Consider the following 26,761-nt stretch of genomic DNA (forward strand, 5'->3'; position numbering starts at 1 on the left):
TTGGCCTGCTGGCTATCAGGTTCGCGTGCTGGTCAGCGTTTCCGGCAAGCAGGCAAGCAACAGCCACCCGCACAAACTCACGCCCACGAACAGAAGCCCCAGGCCCATCGGCAGCACACTTTCGACGCTGGCAACCAGACTGCCAGCCAAACCACCGCCGGCAAACAGCAAGGTTGTATTGAGCGACGCTGCCGCACCGGCCTGCTGCGGGTAACGCGCCAAAGCTTGAGTCGTTGCCGCAGGCCGCACCAGCGTTGTCCCGGTGGTGCACACGATCATCGGGAGTAGAAGCCCCGCCACCGTCAACCCTGCAACCAACTCCCAGACCAGCAGCGTGACGCCCCCGAAGGCGATTAGCAGGAACCCGGTTTTAATCTGCGCCTGCGGGCTTATGCGATTGTTCGCATAGGTCGCGGCTGCCCCGCCAGCGATATACGCCAGCCCATAGGCAATAAACACCAGCGAGAATTGATACGGAGTCAGCCCGAGGCCATCCATGAACGCCAGTGGCGCGACCACGATGAAGGAAAAATGGCAGGCAAAAGCGAGGCTGGACAACAGGGAGTACGCAAGATAGGTCGTGTCACGCAGCATGCTCCGATAGCCGCCCATGCCTGAAACTCGCCCGCGCGATGCAGGCGTGTCCTGCAGCAACGCAAACGACAAGCACGCAACGATCAGGGCAATGAAGGCGAATACGGTAAAGCTGCCCTTCCAGCCAAAGGTCTGTTGCAGAAACGCCCCCGCAACCGTTGACAACGAGATGAACAGCCCACTCGCGCTGGTTAGCAGGATACGCATGGCATTGCGCTGTTGGCCGCTATACAGGTCCTGGACCAGCGCCTGGCCGAGGACAAAACTCCCGCAACCCAAGGCCTGCAGCAAACGAAACGCCATGAACGTCTCGTAGCGGGCCGAGAATGCGCAACCCACTGCCCCGGTAATGGAAAGGCCCAGCCCAGCGAGCAACAGCCGCTTGCGTCCTATGGCATCGGACAGTGGCCCGATCACCAGTTGCGCCAGGGCCACGCCAAAAGCGAAGAAACTCACCGAGTAGGCTATTTGCTGCGACCCGACATGAAATGCATCTGCAAGCGCAGGGAATGACGGGAGGATCACATCGAGGGGGAACACGCCTAGTAGGCACAGCAGGATCAACAGGGCCGAATACAAAGGATTGCTGAACGGTTCGAAGGGCCAGGGCACGCTGTCAACCCCGCCGCTTCACGTTGCAAAAGAGCATCACCTGAGTCTCCGGAAGTCCGCCACGTCGTCGCCCGATGATAGCGACGGCTCGCAGATGTACAAACCGACCCAGGCGGCGACACTTCCGATAAAGCTGTGGGATTTTGCCCTCCACAGGATATGCGCAAGGCTTGCGTACACCCTGTGGAGCCACGCCACCCTGAACTTATCGCCGCTGGCTGGCAGCCAAGGCGATCTCCAGCTTCTCGACCAGTGTATCGATCTCCTCACTACCGATGGTCAACGGCGGCAGGAAGCGCAGCACCGCGCCATGCCGCCCGCCCAATTCGAGGATCACCCCTTCACGCAGGCAACCCTGCTGCACGGCCTTGGCCAGCACGCCATCCCCGGCCGGCACCCGGCCTTGACCCGCGTCGGTAGAGACGATCTCCACCCCGACCATCAACCCACGCCCACGCACATCACCGATGCACGGGTAGTCGCGCTGCAACTGGCGCAGCCGGCTCATCAGGTAGTCGCCCATGCGCTCGGCGTTGGCCACCACACCCTCGTCGCGGATATACCGCAGGGTCGCGGTGCCGGCCGCCATGGCCAGCTGATTGCCGCGGAACGTGCCCGCATGCGCACCCGGCGTCCACACATCGAGCGCCTCCCGGTAGACCATCACTGCCAACGGCAGGCCGCCGCCGATGGCCTTGGACAGCACCAGTACGTCCGGTTCGATAGCGGCGTGCTCGAAGGCGAACATGCGCCCGGTGCGGCCGATGCCGCTCTGCACCTCGTCGATGATCAGCACCACGCCATGGTCGCGGGTCAGCTTGCGCAGGCCCTGCAGCCAGCGCACCGGCGCCGGAATGACACCGCCCTCGCCCTGCACCACTTCCACCACCACCGCCGCCGGCAGCGGCACCCCGGACTCCGGGTCACTCAACAGCTGGCCGATATAGCTCAGCCCTGCGTCGATACCGGCCTCGCCACCCAGGGCAAACGGGCAACGGTAGTCATAGGGGTACGGCAGCACCTGCACATCGGGCATCAGTGAGCCCGGCAGCTGCTTGGGCCCCAGGTTGCCCATGAGGCTGAGCGCGCCGTGGGTCATGCCGTGGTAGCCGCCGGAGAAGCACAACACGCCTTTGCGCCCCGTGGCGATCTTCGCCAGCTTGATCGCCGCCTCGATCCCGTCGGCCCCGGTCGGCCCGCAGAACTGGATACGCGCCTCGGCAGCAAAGGCTGGCGGCAAGGCTGCGAACAAGGTCTCGACGAACAGGTCCTTGACCGGCGTGGTCAGGTCGAGGGTATGCAAGGGCACGCCGCTGTCCAGGGTCGCGCGCATCGCCGCCAGGGTGCACGGATGGTTGTGGCCAAGCGCCAACGTGCCTGCCCCCGCCAGGCAGTCCATGAACAGCTGCTCACGGGTGTCCTGTACGTACAGCCCCTGCGCTGCCTTCAGCGCAAGTGGGATACGCCGCGGGTAGGAGCGCGCGTTCGACTCGCGCGCCGCCTGGCGCTGCAGCAGCGGGTCAGCCTCGAACTGGCGCGGCGGTTGGCGGCGAAAATGCGCCAGGTTGTACGGTGCAAGCTGAATGTCTTCCATGGATCGCTCCCTCTGCGGCTGGCGCTCAGCGTTGCTCGGCGGTTTCAAGGGCCTGGCGCAGGCTCAGCGGGCGCATGTCCGTCCAGTGCTGTTCGATCCAGGCCAGGCACTGCGCCTTGTCACCCTGCTGACCGACCGCGCGCCAGCCCTCGGGCAGGGCCTTGTAATCCGGCCAGATGGAATACTGCTCTTCATGATTGACCACCACCACGAACCCGCACTCGGCCTTTTCCCAACTCATTGTCGACTCCTTGGACAAACGATTTCACAGAATCCCGGCTGCCCGCAGGAAGGCTGCAGTCGAGGCGCTCACAAACAGTGTGAATGCTAATAAATTGCATTAACACTTACCATCTCTTTCGTATATATTCCGCCGGGGCCCCATGGGAGACCAAGGATGGCCTTTTGCTGTGACTACCACGATAAAAAGGAGCAACTCATGGGACGAGGTGTCGGGCCGGGCAATGGCCTGTCGGTGCAAGCACTTTTGCCAGACAGCGCCCTGCCGCTGTTGGTCGAGCCGGCACAACCCGGCGCGGGTAACTTCGCGGCGCTGCATGCGCTGGCCAACGACTGCCTGCACGAAAGCGGCGCCCTGCTACTGCGCGGGTTCGGAGTGCTGGGCGAACAGGCGTTCCAGGCGCTGGTGCGCAGCTTCGGTCAGCCGCTGCTCAATTACGAATTCGGCTCCACCCCGCGCAAGGCGATCGAACAGGGGGTGTACACCTCCACCGAATACCCCGCGCACCAGGTCATCCCGCTGCACAACGAGCAGTCCTACACCCTGCAGTGGCCGATGAAGATCTGGTTCCACTGCATACAGCCCAGCGCTGAAGGTGGCGAAACCCCGATCGCCGACAGCCGGCGCATCTTCCAGCAGCTCGACCCGGCCCTGCGCCAGCGCTTCGAAAGCAAACGCCTGATGTACGTACGCAACTACGGCAACGGTCTCGACCTGCCCTGGGAACAGGCCTTCAACAGCGCAGACCGCGCCGTGGCCGAGGCCTACTGCCGGGCCAACCAGATTGCCTTCGAGTGGAAGGACGACGGTGAACTGCGCACCCGCCAGGTCTGCCAGGCCAGCGCTCGCCACCCGGTCACGCAGGACTGGGTCTGGTTCAACCAGGCGCACCTGTTCCACGTGTCCAACCTGCCAGCTACCGTGCGGGAAAGCCTGCTGGCGGTGGTCGACGACCCGCTCGACCTGCCGCGCAACGTCTATTACGGCGACGGCAGCGAACTGGAAGAAAGCGCGCTGGCGGAGATCCGCGGCGTGCTCGAGCAGTGCACCGTGCGCTTCCCCTGGCAGCAGGGCGACGTGCTGATGCTCGACAACATGCTGGTGGCCCATGGCCGCGCCAGTTTCAAAGGGCCACGGCAAGTGATCGTGGCCATGGCCGAACCCGCCCAGGAGTGCCGCCCATGACCACTTCCAAGCCGTTGCGTGAGGCCAGCGCCGGCCAGCAGGCGCTGTGGCAGTACCATCAGCTCAACCCGGCCAGCCCGGCCTACAACATGGTCGCCGCACGCGAGCTGCGCGCCGACCTCGACCCGGCCACCCTGTGCCAGGCCTTCGCCCAGGTGGTCAGGCACTGCGAGACCCTGCACTGCGGCTATCGCGAGCAGGATGGCAAGTTGTGGATGTACCGCCCGGAGCACATCCAGGTAAACACCCGCATCGAGCGTATCGACGACCTGGACAGCGCCGGCGTCGCCGCCTGGATCGCGCAGCACGCCGACCAGCCGTTCGACCTGGCTGCGGCAAACATCTGCCGGCTTGACCTGTTGCAAAGCCAGGGCCGGCTGTACCTGTGCATGGCGGCCCACCATATCAGCGGGGATTTCCTCAGCGTCGAATGGATGCTCAAGCTGACCTTCGCCGCCTACCATGCAGCGCTCAGCGGCGAGGCTCTGGTCCTGCCGCCGGCCGGCCTGTATTTCGACTGGCTGGACGAACAGCGCACATTGTTGGCAGAGGACAAGCTCGAGGCGGCAGCCCGCTACTGGCGCAACCAGCTCAGCGGCAGCCCGACGGCACTTGCGCTGCCCGCCGACCGACCACGCCCGCGCACGCCCGGCTTCGCCGGTGAAGAAATCGACTACCTGCTCGACTCGGCCCTCAGCAGCCAGCTGCGCCAGCTCGCCGAGGCCCAGGGCGTCAGCCTGTACGTCGTGCTGGCGACGCTGTTCCAGATGTTCATGCACCGTTACACCGGCCAGGATGACTTCCTCATCGGCACGCCGACCATGGACCGGCACAGGGCGCGCTACAAGCAGCTGATCGGGTTCACCCTCAACAGCCTGCCGCTGCGCGCCCGCTTCGCGCATGCCCCGAGCCTGGCCGAATGCCTGCGCGACACCGCCCAGCAAATGCGCGAGGGCCTGCGCCATCGCCGCTACCCGGCGGCGCGCCTGCAGCAGGAAGTCGACGGCCCGCTGTTCCAGTGCATGATGACCTACATGCCCAGCCAGCGTGACGCCGCCTTCGCCGAGTACACGCTGCGCGAGCACCTGTTCACCCAGCGCGGCGCCGCCAACGAACTCAACCTGCGCTGGCAGGACGACGGCGTGCAACTGCTGGCGCAATGGCGCTATCGCAGCGACCTGTTCGACGCCGCACGTATCGCCCGCCTGGCCGAGGATTTCGCCTGGTTCACCGGCATCGCCCTGGCGCAGGTCGACACGCCCGTCCACCAGCTGCCGGCCACGCCGCCGGCCAACGGCGCACGCCGCGCCGGGGCCGACCAGCCGCCCGTGTTCGCCACGGCCCTGGCCGCCTTCGAGCACCAGGTACAGACGCATGGCCAGCGCATTGCCCTGCGCGATGCCGACGGCAGCCTGAGCTACAGCGAACTGGACCAGGCCGCCAGCGCCCTGGCCGCCCGCCTGGGCGAGGCCGGTGCCGCGGCCGGGCACATCGTCGCCATCGCCCTGCCGCGCAGCCGCGCGCTGATCACGGCGATGCTGGCCAGCTGGAAGCTCGGCGCCGCCTACCTGTGCCTGGACCCGGGCCTGCCCGCGCAGCGCCAGCGCCAGCTGCTCGACAACAGCGGCGCCAGCGTACTGATCGACCCCATGCATACCCTGCATGGCCTGGCCCCGGCGGTAGGCCAGGCGCACACCGCCGGCCACCCGCAGCAGCTGGCCTACCTGATCTACACCTCCGGCTCTACCGGTACGCCCAAGGCCGTGCGGGTGACCCAGGGTAACCTGGCGCACTATGCCCAAGCCGTACTCAAGCCGCTGGCCCTGAGCCCGCAAGCCAGCCTGACGGCACTGGCCAGCGTCGCCGCGGACCTGGGCTACACCGCCTGGTTCGGCGCGCTGCTCAGCGGCCGCACCCTGCAACTGATCAGCGACGAACTGGCCAGCGCCCCGGAAGAGCTCGCCCAGTACCTGGCAGCCAACCCGGTCGACTGCCTGAAGATCGTGCCCTCGCACCTGGCCGCCTTGCTCGCCGTGGCCGAGCCACAACGCCTGCTGCCGCGCCAGTGCCTGGTGCTCGGTGGCGAAGGCCTCGACCTGGCGCTGGTCCAGCGCCTGCAGCAGCTTGCCCCGAGCTGCCGCATCGTCAACCACTACGGCCCCACCGAAACCACCGTTGGCTGCCTGACCCACGCCGTGCAGGACGAAGCCCCGAGCCTTTCCGGTTTCGCCCCGGTCGGCCTGCCGCTGGACAACGTGCAGGTGCAGGTGCTCGATGCGCACCTCACGCCACTGCCGCTGGGCAGCATCGGTGAGCTGTACATCGGTGGCGCCGGGGTCGCCGACGGCTACCTCGGCCAACCCGGCCTGACCGCCCAGCAGTTCGTGCCCGACCCGTTCGCCGGCAATGGCCAGCGCCTGTACCGCAGCGGCGACCGCGTGCGCATGTTGGCCAGCGGCGCCATCGAGTTCCTGGGGCGGATCGACGACCAGGTCAAGATTCGCGGCTTCCGGGTCGAGCCGGGCGAGGTCGAAGCCTGCCTGCGCGCCTGCCGCGGTGTGCGCGAAGCAGCCGTGCTGGCGCGCGCCCTGGCTGAAGGCGAAGCGCCACGGCTGGTTGCCTACCTGGTGGCCGAACCCGCGCTGGACCGGGCGCAGTTGCGCCAGCAACTGGCCGAGCGCCTGCCCGAGCCACTGCTACCGAGCGTTTATGTCGAACTCGAGCAGCTGCCGCGCCTGGGCAACGGCAAGGTCGACCGGCACAACCTGCCGCTGCCGGCGCCCGAGCCAGCCCCTGCGCAGGCGCACAGTACCCCGCGCGACCCGGTCGAGGCGCTGCTGCTGACACTCTGGTGCGAGGTGCTGGGCAAACCGGCGCTGTCGATCCATGACGACTTCTTCGCCCTGGGCGGCGACTCGATCATGGCCCTGCAAGTGATCGCCAAGGCGCGCAAGCAACAGCTCAAGTTCAGCCCCCGGCATTTCTTTGCCCACCCCACCATTGCCCGCCTCGCAGCCACCCTGGACTCGCCACTCAAAGCCCTGGAAGCCCAATTGCTGGGTATATGGCGAGAAGTGCTGGAGCGCCCCGAGCTCACTCGCCAGGACGATTTCTTCAGCGCCGGCGGCGACTCGATCATCGCCCTGCAGGTGATCGCCAAGGCGCGCAAGCTGGGCTTGAAGTTCAGCCCCAAAGAGCTGTTCGCCCAGCCGCGGGTCGACGCCCTGGCCCTGCTCCTCGCCCAGCGCCAAGCGGCCCAACCCACACCTGTGGCAACGCCCGCAGTACCACCAGCCATGCCCTCGGTATCGCTGAGCGCCGGACAGCGGCAACCGTTGCAAGCGCTGCTCGGTACCCCGCTGGAGGACGCCTACCCGCTGTCGCCGCTGCAAAAAGGCCTGCTGTTCCACACCCTGCTGGAAGGTGCCAGCGGGGTCTACGTCAACCAGCTGCAGGCCGAGCTGCAAGGCCCGTTGGACGCCGAGCGCTACCTCGCTGCCTGGCATGCCACCTTCGCCGCTCATCCGCTGATGCGCACGGCAATCCTCTGGCAAGGCCTGGACGAGCCGGTGCAAGGCGTGTGCAGTGGCCTCACCCTGCCGGTGCAGCGCCTGGACTGGAGCGCGCTGGACCCGAGCCAACGCCAGCAGGCCCTGGACGCCTACTGCCAGGCCGACCGAGCCCAAGGCTTCGACCCCCAGCGCCCACCGCTGCAACGGTTGGCCCTGATCCACCTCGACGCGCAGCACAGCTGGCTGATCTGGAGCCGTCATCACCTGATTGCCGACGGCTGGAGCTCGGTGCTGCTGATGGAAGAGATTCTCGCCCGCTACAACGGCCTTGCTGTACCGTCGCGCCCACCTTACCGCGACTACATCGCCTGGCTCGCCGCGCAACCGCACCAGCACAGCCTGCAGTACTGGCAGCAACACCTGGCGCAGTTCGAAGGCGTCGGCACGCTGCCGGCACTGAACCCGGCCGACCCCGAGCACAAGCCGCGCTACCACAGCCACAGCCTGCGCCTGAGCGAAGCCCACAGCAGCCGCCTGAACGCCCTCGGCAAAGCCTGCCGAGTTACCCTCAACACCCTCATGCAGGCTGCCTGGGGCCTGTTGCTGGCCCGCGCCAACAACCACACCGAGGTGATGTTCGGGGTCACCAGCAGTGGCCGCCCGGACGCCTTGGCCGATGCCGGGCAGATGCTCGGTGTGTTCATCAATACCCTGCCGCTGCGCCTGCGCATCGACCCCGGCATGGCCCTCGGCGACTACCTGCAGCAGGTGCAAGCCACCAGCGTGGCCATGCGCGAACACGAGCAGACACCGCTGGCGCAGATCCTCCAGCAGCACCCGCGCGGTGCCGGGCTGTTCGACACCCTGCTGGTGTTCCAGAACCTGCCCGCGCTCAGCGAGCGTCAGTTGCAGGCTGGCGAGCTGACCTTCAAGGTCCTCGACAACCTCGAACAGACCAGTTACGGCCTGACCGTCGAAGTGCTGCCCGGGCGCTGCCTGGAAGTGCTGTTCAGCGCCGATGCCCAGCGCCTTCCCGCTGCCGCGCTGGCGCGCCTGAGCGACGACTTGCTGAACCTGCTGCAGATGCTGGACAGCCCACCGGACACCCGCCTGGAACAACTCACCACACTCAGCCCGGCCCAGTATCGGCGCCTGCTCGACTGGGGCCGCCAGCCGGCGGACTACGACCTTGAGCAAAGCTGGGAAGCACGGGTGGCAGCCCAGGTCGCCGCGCACCCCGAACGCATCGTCGCGCGCTGCGCCGAGCAAACGCTCACCTATGCCGAGCTATGGCAGCAGTCCGAACGCCTGGCACGTGGCCTGCAGGCCCTGGGCGCCCAGCCCGACCAGCCGGTGGCCTTGTTGGCCGAGCGCGGCATCGAATGGTTCTGCCTGATGGTCGCGACCCTGCGTGCCGGTTGTGGCTGGTTGCCGCTGGAGCCCTCGCAGCCGCCGGCGCGCTGGCAGCAGGTGCTGGCGCGCCTGGAGCAGCCGCTGGTGGTTTGCAGCCAGGCCTGTGCCGAGCCTTTGGCCAGCGTCTACCAGGGCCGCCGTGCGTTGCCGTCGGAGCTGCTGCAGCTGAGCACCAGCGGCAGGCTGCCGCAGCAGCCGGCACGCCCGCAACAGCTGGCCTACGTGCTGTTCACCTCCGGCTCCACCGGCCAGCCCAAAGGGGTGATGGTGCCGCGCGCCGGCATGCTCAACAATATGCTGGCCAAGGTGCAGCCGTTGGGCTTGAACGCCGACGACGTGATCGCCCAGACCGCGCCGGCGTGCTTCGACATCTCGGTCTGGCAAACCCTCACCGCGCCGCTGTTCGGCGCCTGTGTCGAGATCATCGGCGATGCGCTGGTGCGCGATCCGCAAGCCCTGCTGGCGCTGCTGCGCGAGCGCCGCGTGAGCCTGTTCGAACCGGTACCGGCACTGCTCCAGGCGATGCTCGAAAGCCTCGACGGCCAGCCAGCGGCGCTGCCGCATCTGCGCTGGGTCATACCGACCGGCGAAGCACTGCCGGTCGCCACCGCGCAATTGTGGTTCCGCCACTACCCGCACATCCCGCTGATGAATGCCTACGGCCCGGCCGAATGCTCCGATGACGTGGCCTTCCAGCCGCTGTACCAGGCCCCGGGGCCGGATGCCAGCGTGGCCATCGGGCGGCCCACCGCCAATGCCGAGCTGTATGTGCTGGGCCACGACCTGCAACCGGTCGCCGCCGGGGTGGTCGGTGAGCTGGCGATTGGCGGCATCGGGGTCAGCCGCGGTTATCTGGCCGACCCGGCGCGCACCGCCGCCAGCTTCATCCCCAACCCGTTCGGCAGCCCGGGCAGCCGCCTGTACCTCAGTGGCGACCTGGCCCGTTGGGATGCCGACGGCGTGCTGCAGTACCTCGGGCGCAAGGACTTCCAGCTCAAGTTGCGCGGGTTCCGCATCGAGCCTGGCGAAATCGAGGCGCACCTGGAGCGCCACCCCGACGTCCTGCGGGCCATGGTCTGCCTGCAAACACTCGGCGGCAGCGACCTGCTGGTGGGCTACTGGCAGGGCCGCAGCGGCCATCGGCTGAACGACGCCCAGCTGGCCCAGCATGTGCGCGACAGCCTGCCGGCGTACATGGTGCCGTCGCTGTGGGTGGCGATGGACAGCTGGCCGACCAACGCCAACGGCAAGGTCGACCGCAAGGCCCTGCCGCTGCCAACCTTGCAGCACGCCGAGGTCGAGCCCCTGGTCAGCGCCAGCGAGCAGTTGCTCGGCGAACTGTGGGCCGCGCTGCTGCCCGCGCAACCGCTGGGGCGCAACAGCCACTTCTTCGAAGCCGGCGGGCATTCGCTGCTGGCCACCCGCCTGATCGCCCGCCTGCGCCAGCGCTGCGCCGTGGAACTGCCGCTGCGCAGCGTGTTCGAGGCGCCGCTGCTGTGGCAACTGGCCGAGCGCCTCGACGCCCTGGCCGCCGCGCCTGCTGCGGACACGACGCGCCCGGCGTTGCTGCCGGTGCCGCGCCAGGCGCACATGCCGGTGTCGCTGAGCCAGCAGCGGCTATGGCTGGTCGACCGCCTGCACGGCCCCTCGGCGTCCTACAACATGGCCGCCAGCCTGAGCCTCGACGGGCAGCTGGACCTGGCGGCGCTGCGTGCCACCTTCAATGCCCTGCTCGCCCGCCATGAAGTGCTGCGCAGCGCCTACCACGACGTCGACGGCGAACCGGTCATGCGCATCGCCGAGCAGCTTGAGCTGGAGGTCAACCTGCGCGACCTCAGCGCGATGGATGACGCCCAGCGTCAGCAAGTGGCCGAACAGGAAAGCCTGGACAACCTGCGCCTGCCGTTCGACCTGCGCCAGGCGCCGCTGATCCGGGCGCGGCTGCTCAAGCTTGGCGAGCACCAGCACCTGCTGTTGCTGGCACTGCACCATATGGTCGCCGACGGCTGGTCGGTGGGCGTGCTGGTCAACGAGTTCAGCCAGCTCTACGCGAGCCTGCGCGCAGGGCAACCGGCGGCGCTGCCCGCACTGCCCGTACAATATGCCGACTACGCGGCCTGGCAGCACCAATACCTGCAGGGCGCAGTCCTGCAGCGCGAGGTCAGCTTCTGGCAGCAGCAGCTGCAAGGTGCGCCCCAGGTGCTGGCCCTGCCCTGCGACTGGCCACGCCCGGCCCAGGCCGACGCCCGCGGCGCCGCCAGGGCGCTGGAGATCCCCGCGCCGCTGCTGGCCCGCCTCGAAGCCCTCGCCCTGGCCGAGGGCGTGAGCCTGTACATGCTGCTGCTGGCCAGCTTCGAGCTGCTGCTGCACAGCATCACCGGCGCCGACGACCTGTTGCTGGGCACCGACGTGGCTGGTCGCGAGCACGCCCACCTCGATGGCCTGATCGGCTTCTTCGTCAACGTCCTGCCGCTGCGCTCGCGGCGTCTGGCTGGCGAGACGTTGCGCGAGTTCCTCGGCCGCACCCGCGACACCTGCCTGCAAGCCCTGGAACACCAGGCGCTGCCGTTCGACCGCATCGTCGAAGCGTTGCAAGTGCCGCGCGAACGAAGTCGCAACCCGCTGGTGCAGGCGCTGTTCGTGCTGCAGAACACGCCGTCGGGCGATTTCTCCATCCCGGGCCTGGAGGTGCGCATGCAGCCTGCGGCCGAGCGCACCAGCAAGTTCGACATGGCGCTGTTCCTCGAACGCCACGGCGACGTCATGCGCGGCGACTGGGTATACGCCCGCGCCCTGTTCAAAGGCGAGCGCATCGACGCGCTGATCGGCGCCTGGCTGCACCTGCTGCAGCAAGTGGTGGAGCAGCCGCACGCCGCCCTTGCCCATTTCACCGTCACACTGCCCCTCGTGGAGACACCGGCCTTGGCAAAACCCGCCCCCTCGTCGAGCAAGCTCGACAAGCTGAAAAAACTCCCGGCCCGGGCCACTGCGCCGCGGCCATTGATTCGTACCTCAGCGCTGCAAGCGGGCCGCACCTTCCCGCTGGTGATCGAACCGTTGGCCGCCGACCTCGACCCGGTGGGCTGGGCGCAAAGCTCGCGGGACCTGATCGACACCCTGCTGTGCCAGCACGGTGGCCTGTTGTTCCGCGGCTTCGCCGTGGACGACGCAAAAGCCTTCGAAGCCTTTGCCGAAGCCATTCACCCCGGCTTGTTCGGCGGTTACGGCGACCTGCCGAAAAAGGAAGGCGGGCGCAACATCTACCGCTCCACGCCCTACCCGGAACGGGAAATGATCCTGTTCCACAACGAGAGCTCGCACCTGCCGCGCGCGCCGCGCAAGCAGTGGTTCTACTGCGAACAACCGTCGCCGGTCGGCGGTGCCACGCCAATCGTCGACTGCCGCGAGCTGTACCGGCAACTGCCGGCCGAGCTGGCCGCGGCCTTCGAACGCAAGGGGCTGCTGTATGTGCGCACCTTCACCGACCGGCTGGACGTCAACTGGCGGGCATTCTTCAAGACCGACAGCCGCGCCGAGGTCGAGGCCCTGTGCCGGGCCAGCCATACCGAATTCCGCTGGCTGGCCAATGACGAGCTGCAAACCCGCACCCGCTGCCCGGCGGTGATCCGTCACCCGCTGAGCGGCGAACGCAGCTTCTTCAACCAGCTGCAGCTGCACCACAGCTTCTGCCTGGACGCCCAGGTGCGCGAAGACCTGCTGAAGATGGTCGGCGCCGACCGCATGCCGCGCCAGGTGTACTTCGGCGACGGCAGCCCGATCGACGACGCCAGCATGGCCCTGATCGGCCGCCTCTACGAAGCCTGCGCGGTGCGCTTCGACTGGCAGCGCGGCGACGTGGTGATGCTCGACAACCTGATTGCCGCCCACGCCCGCGACCCGTACGAAGGCCCACGCAAGATCGCCGTCGCCATGGGCGACATGCATGAACCGGCCCGGCTGGCCGCCCGCCACAACGCAACGGAACTGCAGGACTGAAGCACACGATGAACGACGCCATGGAATTGAACCACGACCTGCCACTGAGCGCCGAACAGGCCCTGGCCGTACAACTCGGCCGCGCGCCCCTGCACCTGGGGCTGAACCTTGCCGGGCCGCTGCAGGCAAGCCGCCTGCACGAAGCCTTGCTGCAGGTGATCCAGCGCCACACCAGCCTGCGCGTGGCCTTGCGCCCTTCGACGCTGTACCGCAGCCTGCGCCAGAGTACGGTCCCAGCGAGCCTCGACTGGCACCTGCTGGGTACTGACCAGCACGCCGCCGCCCAGGCCCTGGCCGCCCGGCCACAGGCCGTCGAGCAAGGCTGCCTGGTGCGCGCCATCCTGCGTCCGCAGGGTGCCGACCAGTGGCGCCTTGACCTGTATGTCGCCGCCTGTGCCGCCGATCGGCTGAGCCTGCAGAACCTGCTGGGCGAACTGGCGGCGCTGTACGCCCAGCCCGACGCGGCCCTGGAGGAGCCGTTCCAGTACAGCCAGTACGTGGAATGGCGCAACGACCTCGACGCCGACGAAGAAGCGCCTGCCGGACGCGCCTACTGGGCCGGCCTGGGCCTGGAGGCGCTGGCGCCGGTGCGCCTGGGCGGCCTGCACCAGCCCGCTGCGCAGGCGCCAGGCAACGCCGTTCAGCAGGCCCTGTCCGAGGCCCTGCAAGCGCAGCTGGAACACCTGGCGCAACGCAGCGAGCAAAGCGTGGGCAGCGTGCTGCAGGCGGCCTGGTGGGCGTTGCTGGCGCGCCTCGGCGGTGACGCCAGGTTCATCGGCGGCTGGCAACAGGATTGCCGCTTCGAGTACGAAGCCCTGGCCAACGGCATCGGCGCCTACGAAAAAATCCTGCCGCTGGCCTTGGCACCGCAGCTCGACCAGCCCTTCGGCACCTGGCTGCAGCAACTGGCCGAACAGCTCGACGGCCACGCCCAGCAGCAGGAGTACTGGAACGTCAACGACCCTGCGCACACCCTGCAGCGCACCGTCGGCTTCACCCTGGTGCGCGACACCGCGCCCTTCACCAGCGGCGGCCTGCACTGGTCGGTCGATGCCCTGCCCGGCGCCGATGTGGGCTTCGCCCTGGCCCTGCAAGCCACCCTCGACGCACAACAGCGGGTGCTGGCCCTGAGCGTACAGTCGCCTACCGCGCACTATGCCGAGGCCGATTTGCGCTGCCTGCTGGAGCAATACCTGCACCTGCTGCAGGCACTGGTCGAACAACCATCCCAGCGTGCCCTTATCGAGCTGCCGCTGAGCCCGCCGGCGCACCAGGCCTTGCAGCAACGCCTGCGCGGCCCGCAGCGCGACTTCGGTAGCCGCCCGCTGATCGGGCGCCTGGCCCATTGGGCACAGCACACCCCGGATGCAGCGGCGTTGCAGGACGGCGCGCTCAGCCTGACCTACGGCCAGCTGCATGGCCAGGTCGAACACCTGGCGGCCGTGCTGCAGGCGCGCGGCATCGGTCGCGGTGCGGCCGTCGCCCTGCTGCTGCCGCGCTCGGCACAACTGCTGCTGGCGCTGCTTGCGGTCATGCGTGCGGGCGCCGCCTATGTGCCGCTGGATCCGACTTGGCCAGCGGCACGCCAGCAGCGGATCCTGGCCGACGCGCAGCCGCAGCTGGTGATTGGCGGCGCGCAGGGCATCGCCCTCGGCGAATTGCTCGAAGCGCCTGCTGGTGCGCTAGCCAGCGGCGACATCGCCCTGGATGATGCCGCCTACCTGCTGTACACCTCGGGCACCAGCGGCGAGCCCAAGGGCGTAGTGATCGAACATGGCCAACTGCTCAACTACACCGCCGCGGTCAGCGAGGCGCTGAGCCTGGGGCAATGCAAGCGCTTCGCCTTGATCTCCTCGGTGGCCGCCGACCTGGGCAATACCACCCTGTATGCCGCGCTGTGGGCCGGCGCTTGCCTGGTGCTGGCGGACGACCACGCCAGCCGGGATGCCAACGCCTTCGCCCGCTTCGTCGAAGACGGGCAGATCGACTGCCTGAAAATCGTGCCGTCGCACCTGGCAGCGCTGCTCGACGGCCAGCCCGCCATCGCCCTGCCCCAGGTGCTGGTGCTCGGCGGCGAGGCCTGCCCTGCGGCCTTGCGTCAGCGCATCGGCCAACTGGCCCCGGCCAGCCGCGTGCACAACCATTACGGCCCCACCGAGACCACGGTCGGCGTGCTCTACAGCTTCGACCAGACGCCTGACCCACGCAGCCCGCTGCCGCTGGAACAGGCCTTGGCCAACACCTGGGTGCGCCTGCTGCAAGCTTCCCCGACCGGCCTGCAACCGGCGCCGATTGGCGCCCTGGGCGAGCTGTACATCGGCGGGGCGCAGGTCTGCCGCGGCTACCTGAACCGGGCCTCCGACGCCTTCATCGACGACCCGCTGCAACCCGGCCAGCGCCTGTACCGCAGCGGCGACCTGGCGCGCCTTGCGGCCAACGGCCAGTTGCACCTGGCCGGGCGCGTCGACCAGCAGATCAAGATTCGCGGCTTCCGCGTCGAGCCCGGTGAGCTGGAAGCTGCGCTGCTGGCCCTGGAGGGGGTCAGCCAGGCCGTGGTGCAGTACCGCGACGGCAAGTTGCTGGCGCATGCCGTCAGCCAGCGTGACAGCGCCGCGCTGCTGGCTGAGCTGCGCGGTCGCTTGCCGGACTACCTGATACCGGCGCAACTGCTGTGCCTGGCCGAACTACCGCGCCTGGCCAACGGCAAGGTCGATTTCGCCGCACTGCCAAGTAGCGACAGCCAGGCCAGCGAACAGCTCGAGGTGGCGCCGCGCGATGCCCTCGAAGCGCTGCTGGTCGACCTGTACCAGGAACTGCTCGAACGCCCGCAGGTGAGCATCAACGACAGCCTGTTCGACCTGGGTGGCCATTCGCTGATCGTCATCAAGCTGTGCACCCGCCTGCGCAACCTGCTGCAACTGGAGGTGGCGCCGGCGCTGGTGTTCGACCACCCGAGCGTGGCGGCGCTGGGCGCAGCGCTGCGCGCCGGCGAAAGCCGGCCCGGCCAATTGCTGAAGATCGCCGAGCTGCGCCGCCAGCTCGCGGCGCTGTCACCCGAGGAGCGTGCCGCCCTGCAGGCCCGCGCCCAGTCCGCCACTGTGCCACGGAGCTGAAGCCATGCAACTCGATCCCCAGCAACTGGCCGAGCGTATCGCCAGGCTCGCCCCGGAAAAACGCCAGGCCTTCGCCAGCGCCCTGGCCGCGCAAGGCTTCGCCCTCAGCCGCCTGCCCATCGTCGCCGCTGGCGAGCCGGGCCCGTACCCGCTGTCGTGGGCCCAGCAGCGCCTGTGGTTCCTGCACCGCCTGGACCCGGCCAGCAGCGCCTACAACATGCCCGCAGCCCTGCGCCTGCGCGGCAGCCTCGACAGCGCGGCGCTGCAACGCAGTTTCGACCAGCTGATCGCCCGCCATGCGATCCTGCGCAGCACCTTCGACGAGGCCAACGGCCAGGCACGCCAGACCGTGCATGAGCAACTGCCAATGGTGCTGGCCCAGCTGGACTTGGCCTCGCTGCCCGAGGAACAGCGCAGCGCGCGCCTGCAACAGCTGATCGACAGCGAGAGCAACCGCCCCTTCGACCTCGGCCAGGCGCCCTTGCGCGGCCTGCTGGCGCGGCTCGCTGCCGATGAGCATGTGCTGGTGCTCAGCGCCCAGCACATCGTTGCCGACGGTTGGTCGCTGGGCATCCTGGTCAAGGAGCTCTCCGCCCTGTACAGCGCCGCCGTGCAAGGCCGCGACAGCGACCTGCCGGCCCTGCCGATCCAGTATCACGACTACGCCGCCTGGCAGCAGACCGGCCTCGGCGACAGCGCCCTGGCCAGCGAGCTGGCGTACTGGCGCGAGCAGTTGGGCGCCGAGCAGCCGACCTTGCAACTGCCCACCGATCACCCACGCCCGCGCCAGCCGAGCGGGCGTGGCAGCCGCCACACGTTGCGCATCGAGGCGCCGCTGTGCCAGGCCCTGCGTGAGCTGGCCCGTGGCACAACGCTGTTCAGCGTGCTGCTGGCGGCGTTCAACGTGCTGCTTTATCGCCTCAGCGGGCAGACCGACCTGCGGGTCGGCGTGCCGGTGGCCAACCGCAACCGGGTCGAGACCGAAGGGCTGATCGGTTGCTTCATCAACACCCTGGTGCTGCGTTGCCAGCTCGACGGCCAGCTGCGCTTCGACAGCTTGCTCGACACCCTCGAGCACACCCGCCGCCAGGCCCTGGCCCACCAGCAGCTGCCGTTCGAGCGCCTGGTCCAGGCCCTGGAGCCCGAACGCCAGTTGCAGCATTCGCCGCTGTTCCAGGTGATGTTCAACCTGCTTGACGGCACCACCCCGCGTCGCCTGCAACTGCCCGGCCTGACAGTCGAGGAGATCGAGCGCGAACAGACCAGTGCGCAGTTCGACCTGGTGCTCACCGTGGTCGAGCGCAGCGACGCACTGGAACTGACCCTGACCGGCAATGCCGACCTGTTCGAGCCCACCACCCTGGCCGACCACGGCCGCAGCTATGCCACGCTGCTGCACAGCCTGGCGCAGGCGCCCACCACGCGCATCGCACAACTGCCGCTGTACAGCGACGTGCAACAACAGCGCCTGCTCGCCGACTGCCAGGCTGCGCTGGACCTCGGCCCGCTGCCGGAGCTGGTGCACCTGCGGCTGGCCGCGCAAGCGGCCGAACAGCCGCAACGCATCGCCCTGATCCACGACGACCGCACCTGGAGCTACGCCACCCTGCAGCAGCGTGCCGCGCTGATCAGCCGCCACCTGCTGGCCCTGGGCCTGCCCGCCGAAGCGCGCATCGGCCTGTGCCTGCCGCGTGGCCTGGACATCATCGCCGCCGTGTTCGGCACGCTGGGTGCCGGGCTTGCCTTCGTGCCCCTCGACCCGCAGTTCCCCAGCGAACGCCTGGCGCACATGATCGACGATGCCGACATCTGCCTGGTGCTGGTGGCCCCGGACACCGCACCCTGCATGGCGGCGTACCAGCGCCCGTGCCTGGACGTCACCAGCCTGGACGCCGACGCGCCGGCGCTGGCCGGGGTGCCGAGCACACGCCCGGTACAGCGCGAACAACTGGCCTATGTCATCTATACCTCCGGCTCCACCGGCAAGCCCAAGGGCGTGGCGGTCACCCACCGCTCGCTGGCCGGCTACACGGAAGTGGCGCGCGCCTATTACGGCATCGACGCCGACGACCGCGTATTGCAGTTCTCGACGTTCAACTTCGATGGCTTTGTCGACCAGCTGTTCCCCCCGCTGGTGTGCGGCGCGGCGCTGGTGGTGCGCGGCCCCGAGCTGTGGGACAGCCACGAGTTCCATGCCCGCCTGTACCGGCACCGCATCACCGTCGCCGCCTGCCTGACCACCGCCTACTGGTTCCAGCTGGTACAGGATTTCGCCCGCCAGCCGCACGCTGCCTATGGCGCGTTGCGCCTGGTCAGCGTGGGTGGCGAAGCGATGCCCAGCGCCGGCCTCGAGGCCTGGCGCCAGGCCGGCCTGGGCGCCGTGCGCCTGCTCAACATCTATGGCCCGACGGAAATCACCGTGGTCTCCAGTATCCAGGACTGCACCGCGCTGCTGGTCCGCGAGCCGCTGCCGCTGCAATTGCCAATCGGTGCGCCGCTGCGTGGGCGCGCCTATTACCTGCTCGACCGTGACGACAACCTGGCAGCACCTGGCGCCCCTGGCGAGCTGTGCATCGGCGGCGAGCTGCTGGCCCGCGGCTATCACGACGTGCCCGGCCTGACCGCCGAGCGCTTCTGCCCCGACCCCTACGGCCCGCCCGGCAGCCGACTGTACCGCACCGGCGACCTGGCCCGGCGCTTGCCCGACGGCAGCTATGAGTACCTGGGCCGGATCGACCAGCAGGTCAAGCTGCGCGGTTTCCGCATCGAACTCAGCGAAATCGAATCGCACCTGCGCAGCCACCCGCAGGTCCGCCAGGCCCTGGCGCTGGTGCGCGAGGACCGCCCAGGCGATCGCCGCCTGGTGGCGTATCTGGTGTTCCACGATCACCCCGTGGATGCCAGCGAACTGCGCCAGCACCTGGCCGCGCAACTGCCGGACTACATGATCCCCGCAGCGTTCGTGAACCTGGCACAGATGCCCATGACCCCCGGCGGCAAGCTCGACCGCGCCGCCCTGCCGGTGCCGGACTACAGCGCCCAGGGCAGCAACCAGCGCGCCGCGCAGAGCGAGCGCGAGCAGCAGCTGCTGGCCCTGTGGCAGGAAGTGCTGGGCGAGCAGGCGATCGCCATGGATGACAACTTCTTCGCCATCGGCGGCCACTCGCTGCTGGCCGCGCAGCTGGTGGCCCGCATCCGCCAGGCGCTGAAACTGGAACTGCCCCTGCGCAGCCTGTTCGAGGCGCCGACCATCGCCCAACTGGCGATCCTGCTGGACAACGCCAGTGCCGACCGCCAGGCAGCCATCGGCGTCGCCGCGCTGCCGAGCGATGGCCGCCGCGTGCTGTCCCATGCCCAGCAGGGCATGTGGCTGGTGCAAGCGTTGCAACCGGGCAGCGCGGCCTACCACATCCCCAGCGCCGCGCGCCTGCTCGGGCGCCTCGACCTGGCCGCCTTGCGCCAGGCATTCCAGGCGCTCAGCCAACGCCACGAGGCGCTGCGCAGCAGCTTCCACGAAGACGACGGCACGCTGTATGTAAAGGTGCAGGACAGCCTCGAACTGCCGCTGGACTGGCACGACCTCGGCCTGCTGCCGGCAACCGAGCGCGAGGCCAGCGCCAGGCGCCTGCTGGTGGAGCTGGCGACCCGCCCGATCGACCTGCGCCAGGCCCCGCTGCTGCGCCTGCACCTGGTGCGCCTGGACGACGAGCAGCACCTGCTGTTGCTGGTGATGCACCACATCGTCTCCGATGGCTGGTCGATGGGTGTGCTGGTGCGCGAACTCGGCCAGCTCTACCGCGCCGCGCTGCACGGCGCCAGCGCGGCGCTGCCCGTACTGCCGGTGCAGTACAGCGACTATGCCGCCTGGCAACGCCAGCAGCTCGACGTCGCGACCTGCCAGCGCCACCTGGACTACTGGCGCCAGGCCCTGGGCGAGCCGCTGGCGCCGCTCGAACTGTTCAGCTACCGGCCACGCCCCGAGGTGCTCGGCGGCCAGGGCGCACGGTTAACGTTCCAGGTCGATGCGGCCCCGGCCCAGGCCCTCAGGCAGCTGTGCCTGAGCCATGGCGCCACCTTGTTCATGGGGTTGCTGGGTGTGCTGCAACTGAACCTGTACCTGCACAGCGGGCGAACCCAGGCGGTAATCGGTACCGACGTGGCCAACCGCGAACGCAGCGAGACCGAGGGCCTGGTGGGCTTCTTCATCAACCAGCTGGCGCTGCGCGGCGACGTCGGCGGCAACCCCTGCTTCAACGCCCTGCTGCAACGCTTGCGGCCACAAGTGCTGGAAGCCTTCAGCCACCAGGCGTTGCCTTTCAGCAGCCTGGTCGAAGCACTCAACCCCGCCCGCAGCCTGGCCTACAACCCGTTGTTCCAGGCCAAGCTGGTGCTGCAGAACCAACCCGACAGCGCCCTGCAATTGCCGGGCCTGAAGGTGCTGCCCGAACGCATCGAGCATGGCCAGTCGCAGCTGGACCTGCACCTGAGCGTGGAAGAGCACCCGGCTGGCCTGGCCTGCACCCTGAAATACAACACCGACCTGCTCGATCAGCACGCGGCCGAGGCCTTCGCCAGCGCCTTCACGCGCCTGCTCGAACAGCTGGTGAAGGCCCCCGAGCTGCCGGTGGAAGCGCTGCTCCAGCCGCTGCGCACGCAGCTGCAGGAACAACGCATGCAGCACCTCAGCGCGCGTAGCGAACAGAGCCTGGCCCGCCTGGGTAGCAGCCGTCGCCGCAGCCGCATCACCATCGATTCTATGGAGGGATAACACATGAACGGCCCCGCGATTGCCAAGCTGGGCGGCATGCGCCGCAAACCAATCCGTGTGGACGAGGATTCCCTGGTCCGCTTCACGCCGCTCAACCCGGGCAGCGCCTACACTGCCGTGTGCGAACCGGCCAGCCCCGGCGTCAGCCTGGTCGCCTGGGCCGAGGCCAACCGCGAGCTGATCGAGCGCAAGTTGCTCGAGCACGGCGCGCTGCTGTTCCGCGGCTTCCCGGTGGCCAGCGCGCAGGCGTTCGACGACTGCATCAGCGCATTGTCCGGCGGCGCGCTGGAGTACAAGTTCCGCGCCTCGCCGCGCACCCAGGTGGACCCGCGCCTGAACATCTACACCTCCACCGACTACCCCAAGGACCAGCGGATCTTCCCGCACAACGAGCATTCCTATTCGCCGGTGTTCCCGCTGAAGATCTTCCTCTGGTGCGACGTCGCCCCGCTGGCGCGCGGCGAAACGCCGATCGGCGACACCCGGGCAATCACCCGCGCCATCGACCCCGAGGTGCGCGAACGCTTCGCCCGCCTGGGCATCATGTACGTGCGCAACTATGGCGATGGTTTTGGCCTGCCCTGGCAAACCGTGTTCCAGACCGACGACCGTGCCCAGGTCGATGCCTACTGCGCCAGCGTCGGCATCCACACCGAATGGAAGGCCGACGGCCGCCTGCGCACCCGCCAGGTCGGCCCGGCGCTGGTACGCCACCCGCGCAGCGGCGAGACGCTGTGGTTCAACCACGCCACGTTCTTCCACGTCAGCACCCTGCCGCCCAGCGTGCGCGACGCCCTGGAGGCCGACTTCGCCGATGACGACCTGCCGCAGAACACCTTCTACGGCGACGGCAGCCCGATCGAGCCGCAGGTGCTGGAACACCTGCGCAGCATCTACCTGCAGCACATGACCGAGTTCCCCTGGCGCCACGGCGACGTGCTGCTGCTGGACAACATGCTCTCGGTGCATGCCCGCAACGAATACGACAGCCCGCGACGCATCCTGGTGTCGATGGCCGAGGCCCTGAACAGCACGGAGGTGGCGCTCAAGCCCTGACGCGCCCGCCTGGTTCACGGTTTCCCTGCCCACTATTCAAGGTTTTCACACATGTCCAGCATCGCCATCGAGGGCTTCCGCCCTGCCCTGCAACAAAATGCCCACTGGTCCCGTGCCAACGGCCGCGACGACGCCCTTTACCTGACCTTCGCCGTCCCTGACGGCACTGACCTGGCGCGCTTGCGCAGCAGCCTGGCGCAGGTGCTGGAGCAGCACGAGATCCTGCGCACGCGGCTGCTGGCCAGCCCCGGTATGGAACAGCCGGTACAGGTCATCGCCGAACAGCTGCACATCGACTGGCGCGAAATCGCCGAGCAGCCGTCGCAGGCGGCGCTGCACGGTTTGTTGAAAGAGGCCCTGGGCCAGGCCAGCCTGGCAGTGGCGGTAATCCGTACCACACCGCTGCGTGCCTGCCTGGCCGTGCCAGCCGCCAACGCCGACTACACCACCTTGCAACTGCTGCTCGACGCCTGGCAGGCGGCATACCAGGGGCAGCCCGCAGACGCGGAAGCGGTGCAGTTCGCCGACTTCGCCGAGTGGCAGTTCGAGCACCTGGGCAGCAGCGACAGCGATGCCGGGCGCGCCTTCTGGCAGCGCCAGCAAGCCGCCGACCAGTACCTGACCCTGCACCCATTCCAACGCGCCGAGGCCAGCGCGTCGGCGCAGCCAGCCAGCCTTGCACACACACCGGACGCCGCCTTCCAGGACCTGATCGGCAGCGCCCTGGCCGGGCTCGCTGCCACGCCTGAGGCGTTGTTCGGCTACTGCTGGGCGCTGCTGCTCAAGCGCCACCTGGGCCAGCCGCAGGTGTTGCTGGGCTGGGCCGACGATGGCCGCAACAGCGCCACGGCGGGCGCCTTCGGGCCCTATGCCAAGCGCCTGCCGCTGCGCCTGGAGCCGGACGACCAGGCCACCCTGGACACCGCCCTGCCGGCCTTCACGCAATTGCTGGAACAGGCTCGCACCTGGCAGGAAGAGTGGCCGGCCCAGGCCCAGGACACGCCCTTCGGCTTCCGCCTGCGCCGGCCACTGGCCTCGGCCTGGCCGGTACTGGCGCTGCACGGTGAAGCCTGCGCCCACAGCCTGCTGCTGGAAGTGCTCGAGCAGCCCGAGGGCTTCAGCTTCCAGCTGCACTACGATGCCGCCCGCCTGGACGCCGACGCGGCCGGGCTGTTGCTCGACCAGTTCCTCACCCTGTGCCGGCAGGCCAGCGCTGCCAGCCAGCAAGCGCTGGGCGAGGCTTCGGGCATCAGCGACGCTCACCAGGCCTGGCTGGCGGCACTGAACCACACCGAGGTGCAGCAGCCAGCGCCGACCCTGTTGCACCAGCTGTTCGAGCAACAGGTCGCGGCCCGGCCAGACGCCATCGCGGTCAGCCACGGCGAGGCACAACTTACCTACCAGGCGCTGGAGGCCCGGGCCAACCAGCTGGCGCACCAGCTGCGCCAGGCAGGCCTGGTACCCGGCCAGGCCGTCGGCCTGTTCATCGGCCGCAGCCTGGAGGCGATCGTCGGCATCCTCGGCATCCTCAAGGCCGGTGGCGCCTACCTGCCGCTGGACCCGAGCTACCCGGCCGAGCGCCTCAGCGACATGCTCGAGCAGACCCGCGCCACGCTGCTGCTGAGCCTGAGCAGCCTGCAGAGCCGCCTGCCCCAGGGCGACTACCGCACCCTGTGGCTCGACCGCCTGGCCGAGCACGAGTTGCCCACACAGCGCCCGGCACCACTGACCGACGGCGACAGCCTGGCCTACCTGATCTTCACCTCCGGCTCTACCGGCCGCCCCAAGGGCGTGATGGTGTCGCACCGCAACGCCGTGCATTCCACTGCGGCGCGCCTGCTCGCCTACCCGGAGCCACTGCAGGCCTTCCTGCTGGTCTCGGGGCTGGCGTTCGACAGTTCGGTGGCCGGGCTGTTCTGGACCCTGGCCCAGGGTGGGCAGCTGTGCCTGCCGCAGGATGACCAGGTGCAGGACGCCCTGGCCCTTGGCCGGCTGATCGCCGCCCGGCAGATCAGCCACACGCTGATGCTGCCTTCGCTGTACGCGCAGGTGCTGGAACAGGGCGCCGAGCACCTGGGCAGCCTGCGCTGCGCCATCGTCGCCGGCGAAGCCTGCCCGGCCAGCCTGGCCCGCCGGCATAAGCAGCAGTGCGCGCAGGCGCAGCTGTACAACGAGTACGGCCCGACCGAGGGCACCGTGTGGTGCAGCTATTACCGCGCCCGTGGCGACGAGCACGGCGTGCTGCCGATCGGCAAGGCGATCGCCAACATGCAGGTGCAGGTGCTCGACAGCCACCTGCGCCCGGTGGCTGCCGGGGTGATTGGCGAGATCTACCTCAGCGGCGCCGGCATCACCCAGGGTTACCTGGGCCGTCCGGACCTCACTGCCGAGCGCTTCCTGCACAACCCGCTGAACCCTGGCGCTGGCCTGCTGTACCGCAGCGGCGACCTCGGCCGGGTCAACGCCCAGGGCGACATCGAGTTCCTCGGCCGCCTCGACGACCAGGTCAAGATTCGCGGTTTCCGTATCGAGCTCGGCGAGATCGAAGCACGCCTGCTCAGCCACCCCGGGGTGCGCGAGGCGGCGGTAGTCGCCCGCGCCAACGATGCCGGCGACACGGAGCTGGTCGCCTATGTGGTCGCCCGCGATGCCTGCCCCGGCGCCATCGCCCTGCAGGCGCACCTGGGCCTGCACATGCCCGAGCACATGGTGCCGAACACCTACGTGATGCTCGGCGCCTTGCCGCTGACCCCGAACGGCAAGCTCGACCGCAAGGCCCTGCCGGCACCGGTGCGTGAGCGCCGGGCCAGCTACCGCGCACCGCGCAACGAGCACGAAGCCTCGCTGGCGGCGCTGTGGGCCGAGGTACTGGGGGTCGCGCAGGTGGGCCTGGACGACAACTTCTTCGAACTCGGTGGCCACTCGCTGACCGCCACCCGGCTGGTCTCGCGCCTGCGCAGCAGCCTGGGCATCGAGGTGCCGGTGCGGGCGCTGTTCCAGCATTCCACCCTGGGCGCGTTCGCCGAGCAGGCCTTGCCCAAGGCCGAAGCATCGACGCTGCCGGCGATCAGTGCACAGCCGCGCCAGGCGCCTTTGCGCCTGTCCTTTGCCCAGGAGCGCCTGTGGCTGTTCGACCGCCTGCATCCTGGCAGCACCACCTACAACGTTCCCGAGGCGGTACGCCTGCGCGGCGCGCTCGACCTGCCGGCGCTGGAGCGCAGCTTCAGCGTGCTGCTGCAGCGCCACGAGAGCCTGCGCACCACCTTCGTTCTGGACGGTGCCGTGCCGGTGCAGCAGGTGCAACCCGCCGAAGCCTTCACCCTGGGCCTGGTCGACCTGAGCCGTTTGCCGGCCCCGCAGCGCGACCTGCGCCTGCACCAGGAACTCAAGGCCAAGGCCGCGCAGCGCTTCGATCTGGAGCAGGGGCCGCTGCTGTGCGCCGGCCTGATACGCCTGGCCGCCGATGAGCATGTGCTGTGGCTGACCCTGCACCATATCGTGTTCGATGGCTGGTCGATGCGCGTGTTCACCCGTGAGCTGGTCGCGCTGTACAGCGCCTTCTGCAACGGCCAGCCCTCGCCGCTGGCCGAGCCGCAGCTGCAGTACGCCGACTTCGCCCAATGGCAGCGCCGCGAGCTGACCCCGACGGTACTCAAGCCGCAGCTGGACTTCTGGCTACGCCACCTGGGCCAGGACCGCAGCCTGCTGCAGTTGCCGTGCATGCTGCCGCGCCCGGCCCTGCCCAGCCATCGCGGCGCCGAGCACAGCCTGGTGCTCGGCCCGCAGCTGACCCAGGCCCTGCACGCCTACAGCCGGGAACAGGGCTGCACGCTGTTCATGACCTTGTTGGCGGCGTTCAACGTGTTGCTGGCTGGCCACAGCCGGCAGTCGGCAATTCGCATCGGCATCCCCATCGCCAACCGCCACCACCAGGCGCTGGAGGGGCTGGTGGGCTTCTTCGTCAACACCCTGGCGCTGCGCACCGACCTGTCGGGCAACCCGCATTTCGACAGCGTGCTGCACCAGGTGCGCGACAACCTGCTGCATGCCCATGCCAACCAGGACCTGCCGTTCGAGCAATTGCTGCAGGCCCTGCCAGGCGCCCAGCAACACGCCGTGCCGCTGATCCAGGTGATGTTCGACCTGCACCAGGAGCGCAACCTGCGCTCTACGGCGTTCGGCAACCTGAGCATCGAACCCTTGCAGCAAGCGCACGGCAAGTGCAGCACCTTGTTCGACCTGATGCTGGATGTCAGCGAACGCGAAGAGGGGCTGATCGCGACCTTCACCTACGCCACCGACCTGTTCCTGCCGGCCAGTATCGAGGCGTTGGGCGAAGACCTGCGGGCCCTGCTCGAAGCCCTGCCCGGCCAGCCGGCGGCTTCGTTCGAGGCGCTGGTGCAGCGCCTGCAGCCACAGCCGCCGGCCCAGACCGCGCAGCGGCCGGCAGCCCGCGAACAGCTGGCGGAGTTGTTGTGCGAGGTGCTGGAGCTCGCGGCGCTGGATGAACAGGCGCAGTTCTTCGAGGTGGGCGGCAGTTCGCTCAAGGCCGTGCTTCTGTGCGCGCGGGTACAGCAGATGTGGGGTACCCAGGTACCCGCCAGCCTGGTGTTTCTCAACCCGCAACTGGGTGACCTGCTGAACGTGCTGAGCCGCTACAGCCACGCCTGACGAGCA

At 68.7% G+C, this 26,761-nt stretch carries 9 protein-coding genes; 6 read left to right on the top strand and 3 right to left on the bottom strand.

The genetic code is table 11. The features are described from left to right. Positions 1–15 precede the first annotated feature (15 nt). The 3 genes from ACJA3S_RS16500 to ACJA3S_RS16510 form a co-directional block, all read right to left on the bottom strand. A complete protein-coding gene (locus ACJA3S_RS16500) occupies positions 16–1,206 on the bottom strand; it encodes an MFS transporter (protein WP_406819305.1) in 1,191 nt (396 codons plus the stop codon). Between the two features lie 205 nt (positions 1,207–1,411). After that, complete coding sequence (locus ACJA3S_RS16505) at positions 1,412–2,800, bottom strand: diaminobutyrate--2-oxoglutarate transaminase (protein ID WP_406819306.1); 1,389 nt, start codon at positions 2,798–2,800, stop codon at positions 1,412–1,414. A 25-nt stretch (positions 2,801–2,825) separates the two neighbouring features. Then, on the bottom strand, positions 2,826–3,041 hold the full coding sequence (locus tag ACJA3S_RS16510) for an MbtH family protein (protein WP_406819307.1): 216 nt from the start codon (positions 3,039–3,041) through the stop codon (positions 2,826–2,828). A 198-nt stretch (positions 3,042–3,239) separates the two neighbouring features. Between ACJA3S_RS16510 and ACJA3S_RS16515 the strand changes: the two genes are divergently transcribed. From ACJA3S_RS16515 to ACJA3S_RS16540, 6 genes are read left to right on the top strand one after another with little or no spacing between them, the layout of a single operon-like run. Then, the gene (locus tag ACJA3S_RS16515) at positions 3,240–4,226 is read left to right on the top strand and encodes a TauD/TfdA family dioxygenase (protein WP_406819308.1); all 987 of its coding nucleotides are present in this window, start codon (positions 3,240–3,242) and stop codon (positions 4,224–4,226) included. Next, positions 4,223–13,147: an amino acid adenylation domain-containing protein gene (locus ACJA3S_RS16520; RefSeq protein ID WP_406819309.1), complete on the top strand. Its 8,925-nt coding sequence runs from the start codon at positions 4,223–4,225 to the stop codon at positions 13,145–13,147. Before ACJA3S_RS16515 ends, ACJA3S_RS16520 begins: the two co-directional genes overlap by 4 nt. Positions 13,148–13,155: 8 nt before the next feature. Continuing rightward, a complete protein-coding gene (locus ACJA3S_RS16525; protein WP_406819310.1) occupies positions 13,156–16,260 on the top strand; it encodes an amino acid adenylation domain-containing protein in 3,105 nt (1,034 codons plus the stop codon). Between the two features lie 4 nt (positions 16,261–16,264). Further along, a complete protein-coding gene (locus ACJA3S_RS16530) occupies positions 16,265–21,028 on the top strand; it encodes an amino acid adenylation domain-containing protein (protein WP_406819311.1) in 4,764 nt (1,587 codons plus the stop codon). 3 nt (positions 21,029–21,031) lie between these two features. Further along, complete coding sequence (locus ACJA3S_RS16535; RefSeq protein WP_406819312.1) at positions 21,032–22,084, top strand: TauD/TfdA family dioxygenase; 1,053 nt, start codon at positions 21,032–21,034, stop codon at positions 22,082–22,084. A 51-nt stretch (positions 22,085–22,135) separates the two neighbouring features. Then, positions 22,136–26,755 carry an amino acid adenylation domain-containing protein gene (locus ACJA3S_RS16540; protein ID WP_406819313.1) on the top strand — a complete coding sequence of 1,540 codons (4,620 nt, stop codon included), beginning with the start codon at positions 22,136–22,138 and terminating at the stop codon, positions 26,753–26,755. Positions 26,756–26,761: the final 6 nt, after the last annotated feature.

Origin of the sequence: Pseudomonas sp. KnCO4, assembly GCF_045344305.1 — a bacterium.
GTDB lineage: Bacteria > Pseudomonadota > Gammaproteobacteria > Pseudomonadales > Pseudomonadaceae > Aquipseudomonas > Aquipseudomonas anuradhapurensis.

Coding starts and splice junctions, on each gene's coding strand:
- ACJA3S_RS16515 (WP_406819308.1), top strand. CDS start 3,240: ATGGGACGAGGTGTCGGGCCGGGCAATGGCCTGTCGGTGCAAGCACTT.
- ACJA3S_RS16505 (WP_406819306.1), bottom strand. CDS start 2,800: ATGGAAGACATTCAGCTTGCACCGTACAACCTGGCGCATTTTCGCCGC.
- ACJA3S_RS16540 (WP_406819313.1), top strand. CDS start 22,136: ATGTCCAGCATCGCCATCGAGGGCTTCCGCCCTGCCCTGCAACAAAAT.
- ACJA3S_RS16520 (WP_406819309.1), top strand. CDS start 4,223: ATGACCACTTCCAAGCCGTTGCGTGAGGCCAGCGCCGGCCAGCAGGCG.
- ACJA3S_RS16530 (WP_406819311.1), top strand. CDS start 16,265: ATGCAACTCGATCCCCAGCAACTGGCCGAGCGTATCGCCAGGCTCGCC.
- ACJA3S_RS16535 (WP_406819312.1), top strand. CDS start 21,032: ATGAACGGCCCCGCGATTGCCAAGCTGGGCGGCATGCGCCGCAAACCA.
- ACJA3S_RS16510 (WP_406819307.1), bottom strand. CDS start 3,041: ATGAGTTGGGAAAAGGCCGAGTGCGGGTTCGTGGTGGTGGTCAATCAT.
- ACJA3S_RS16525 (WP_406819310.1), top strand. CDS start 13,156: ATGAACGACGCCATGGAATTGAACCACGACCTGCCACTGAGCGCCGAA.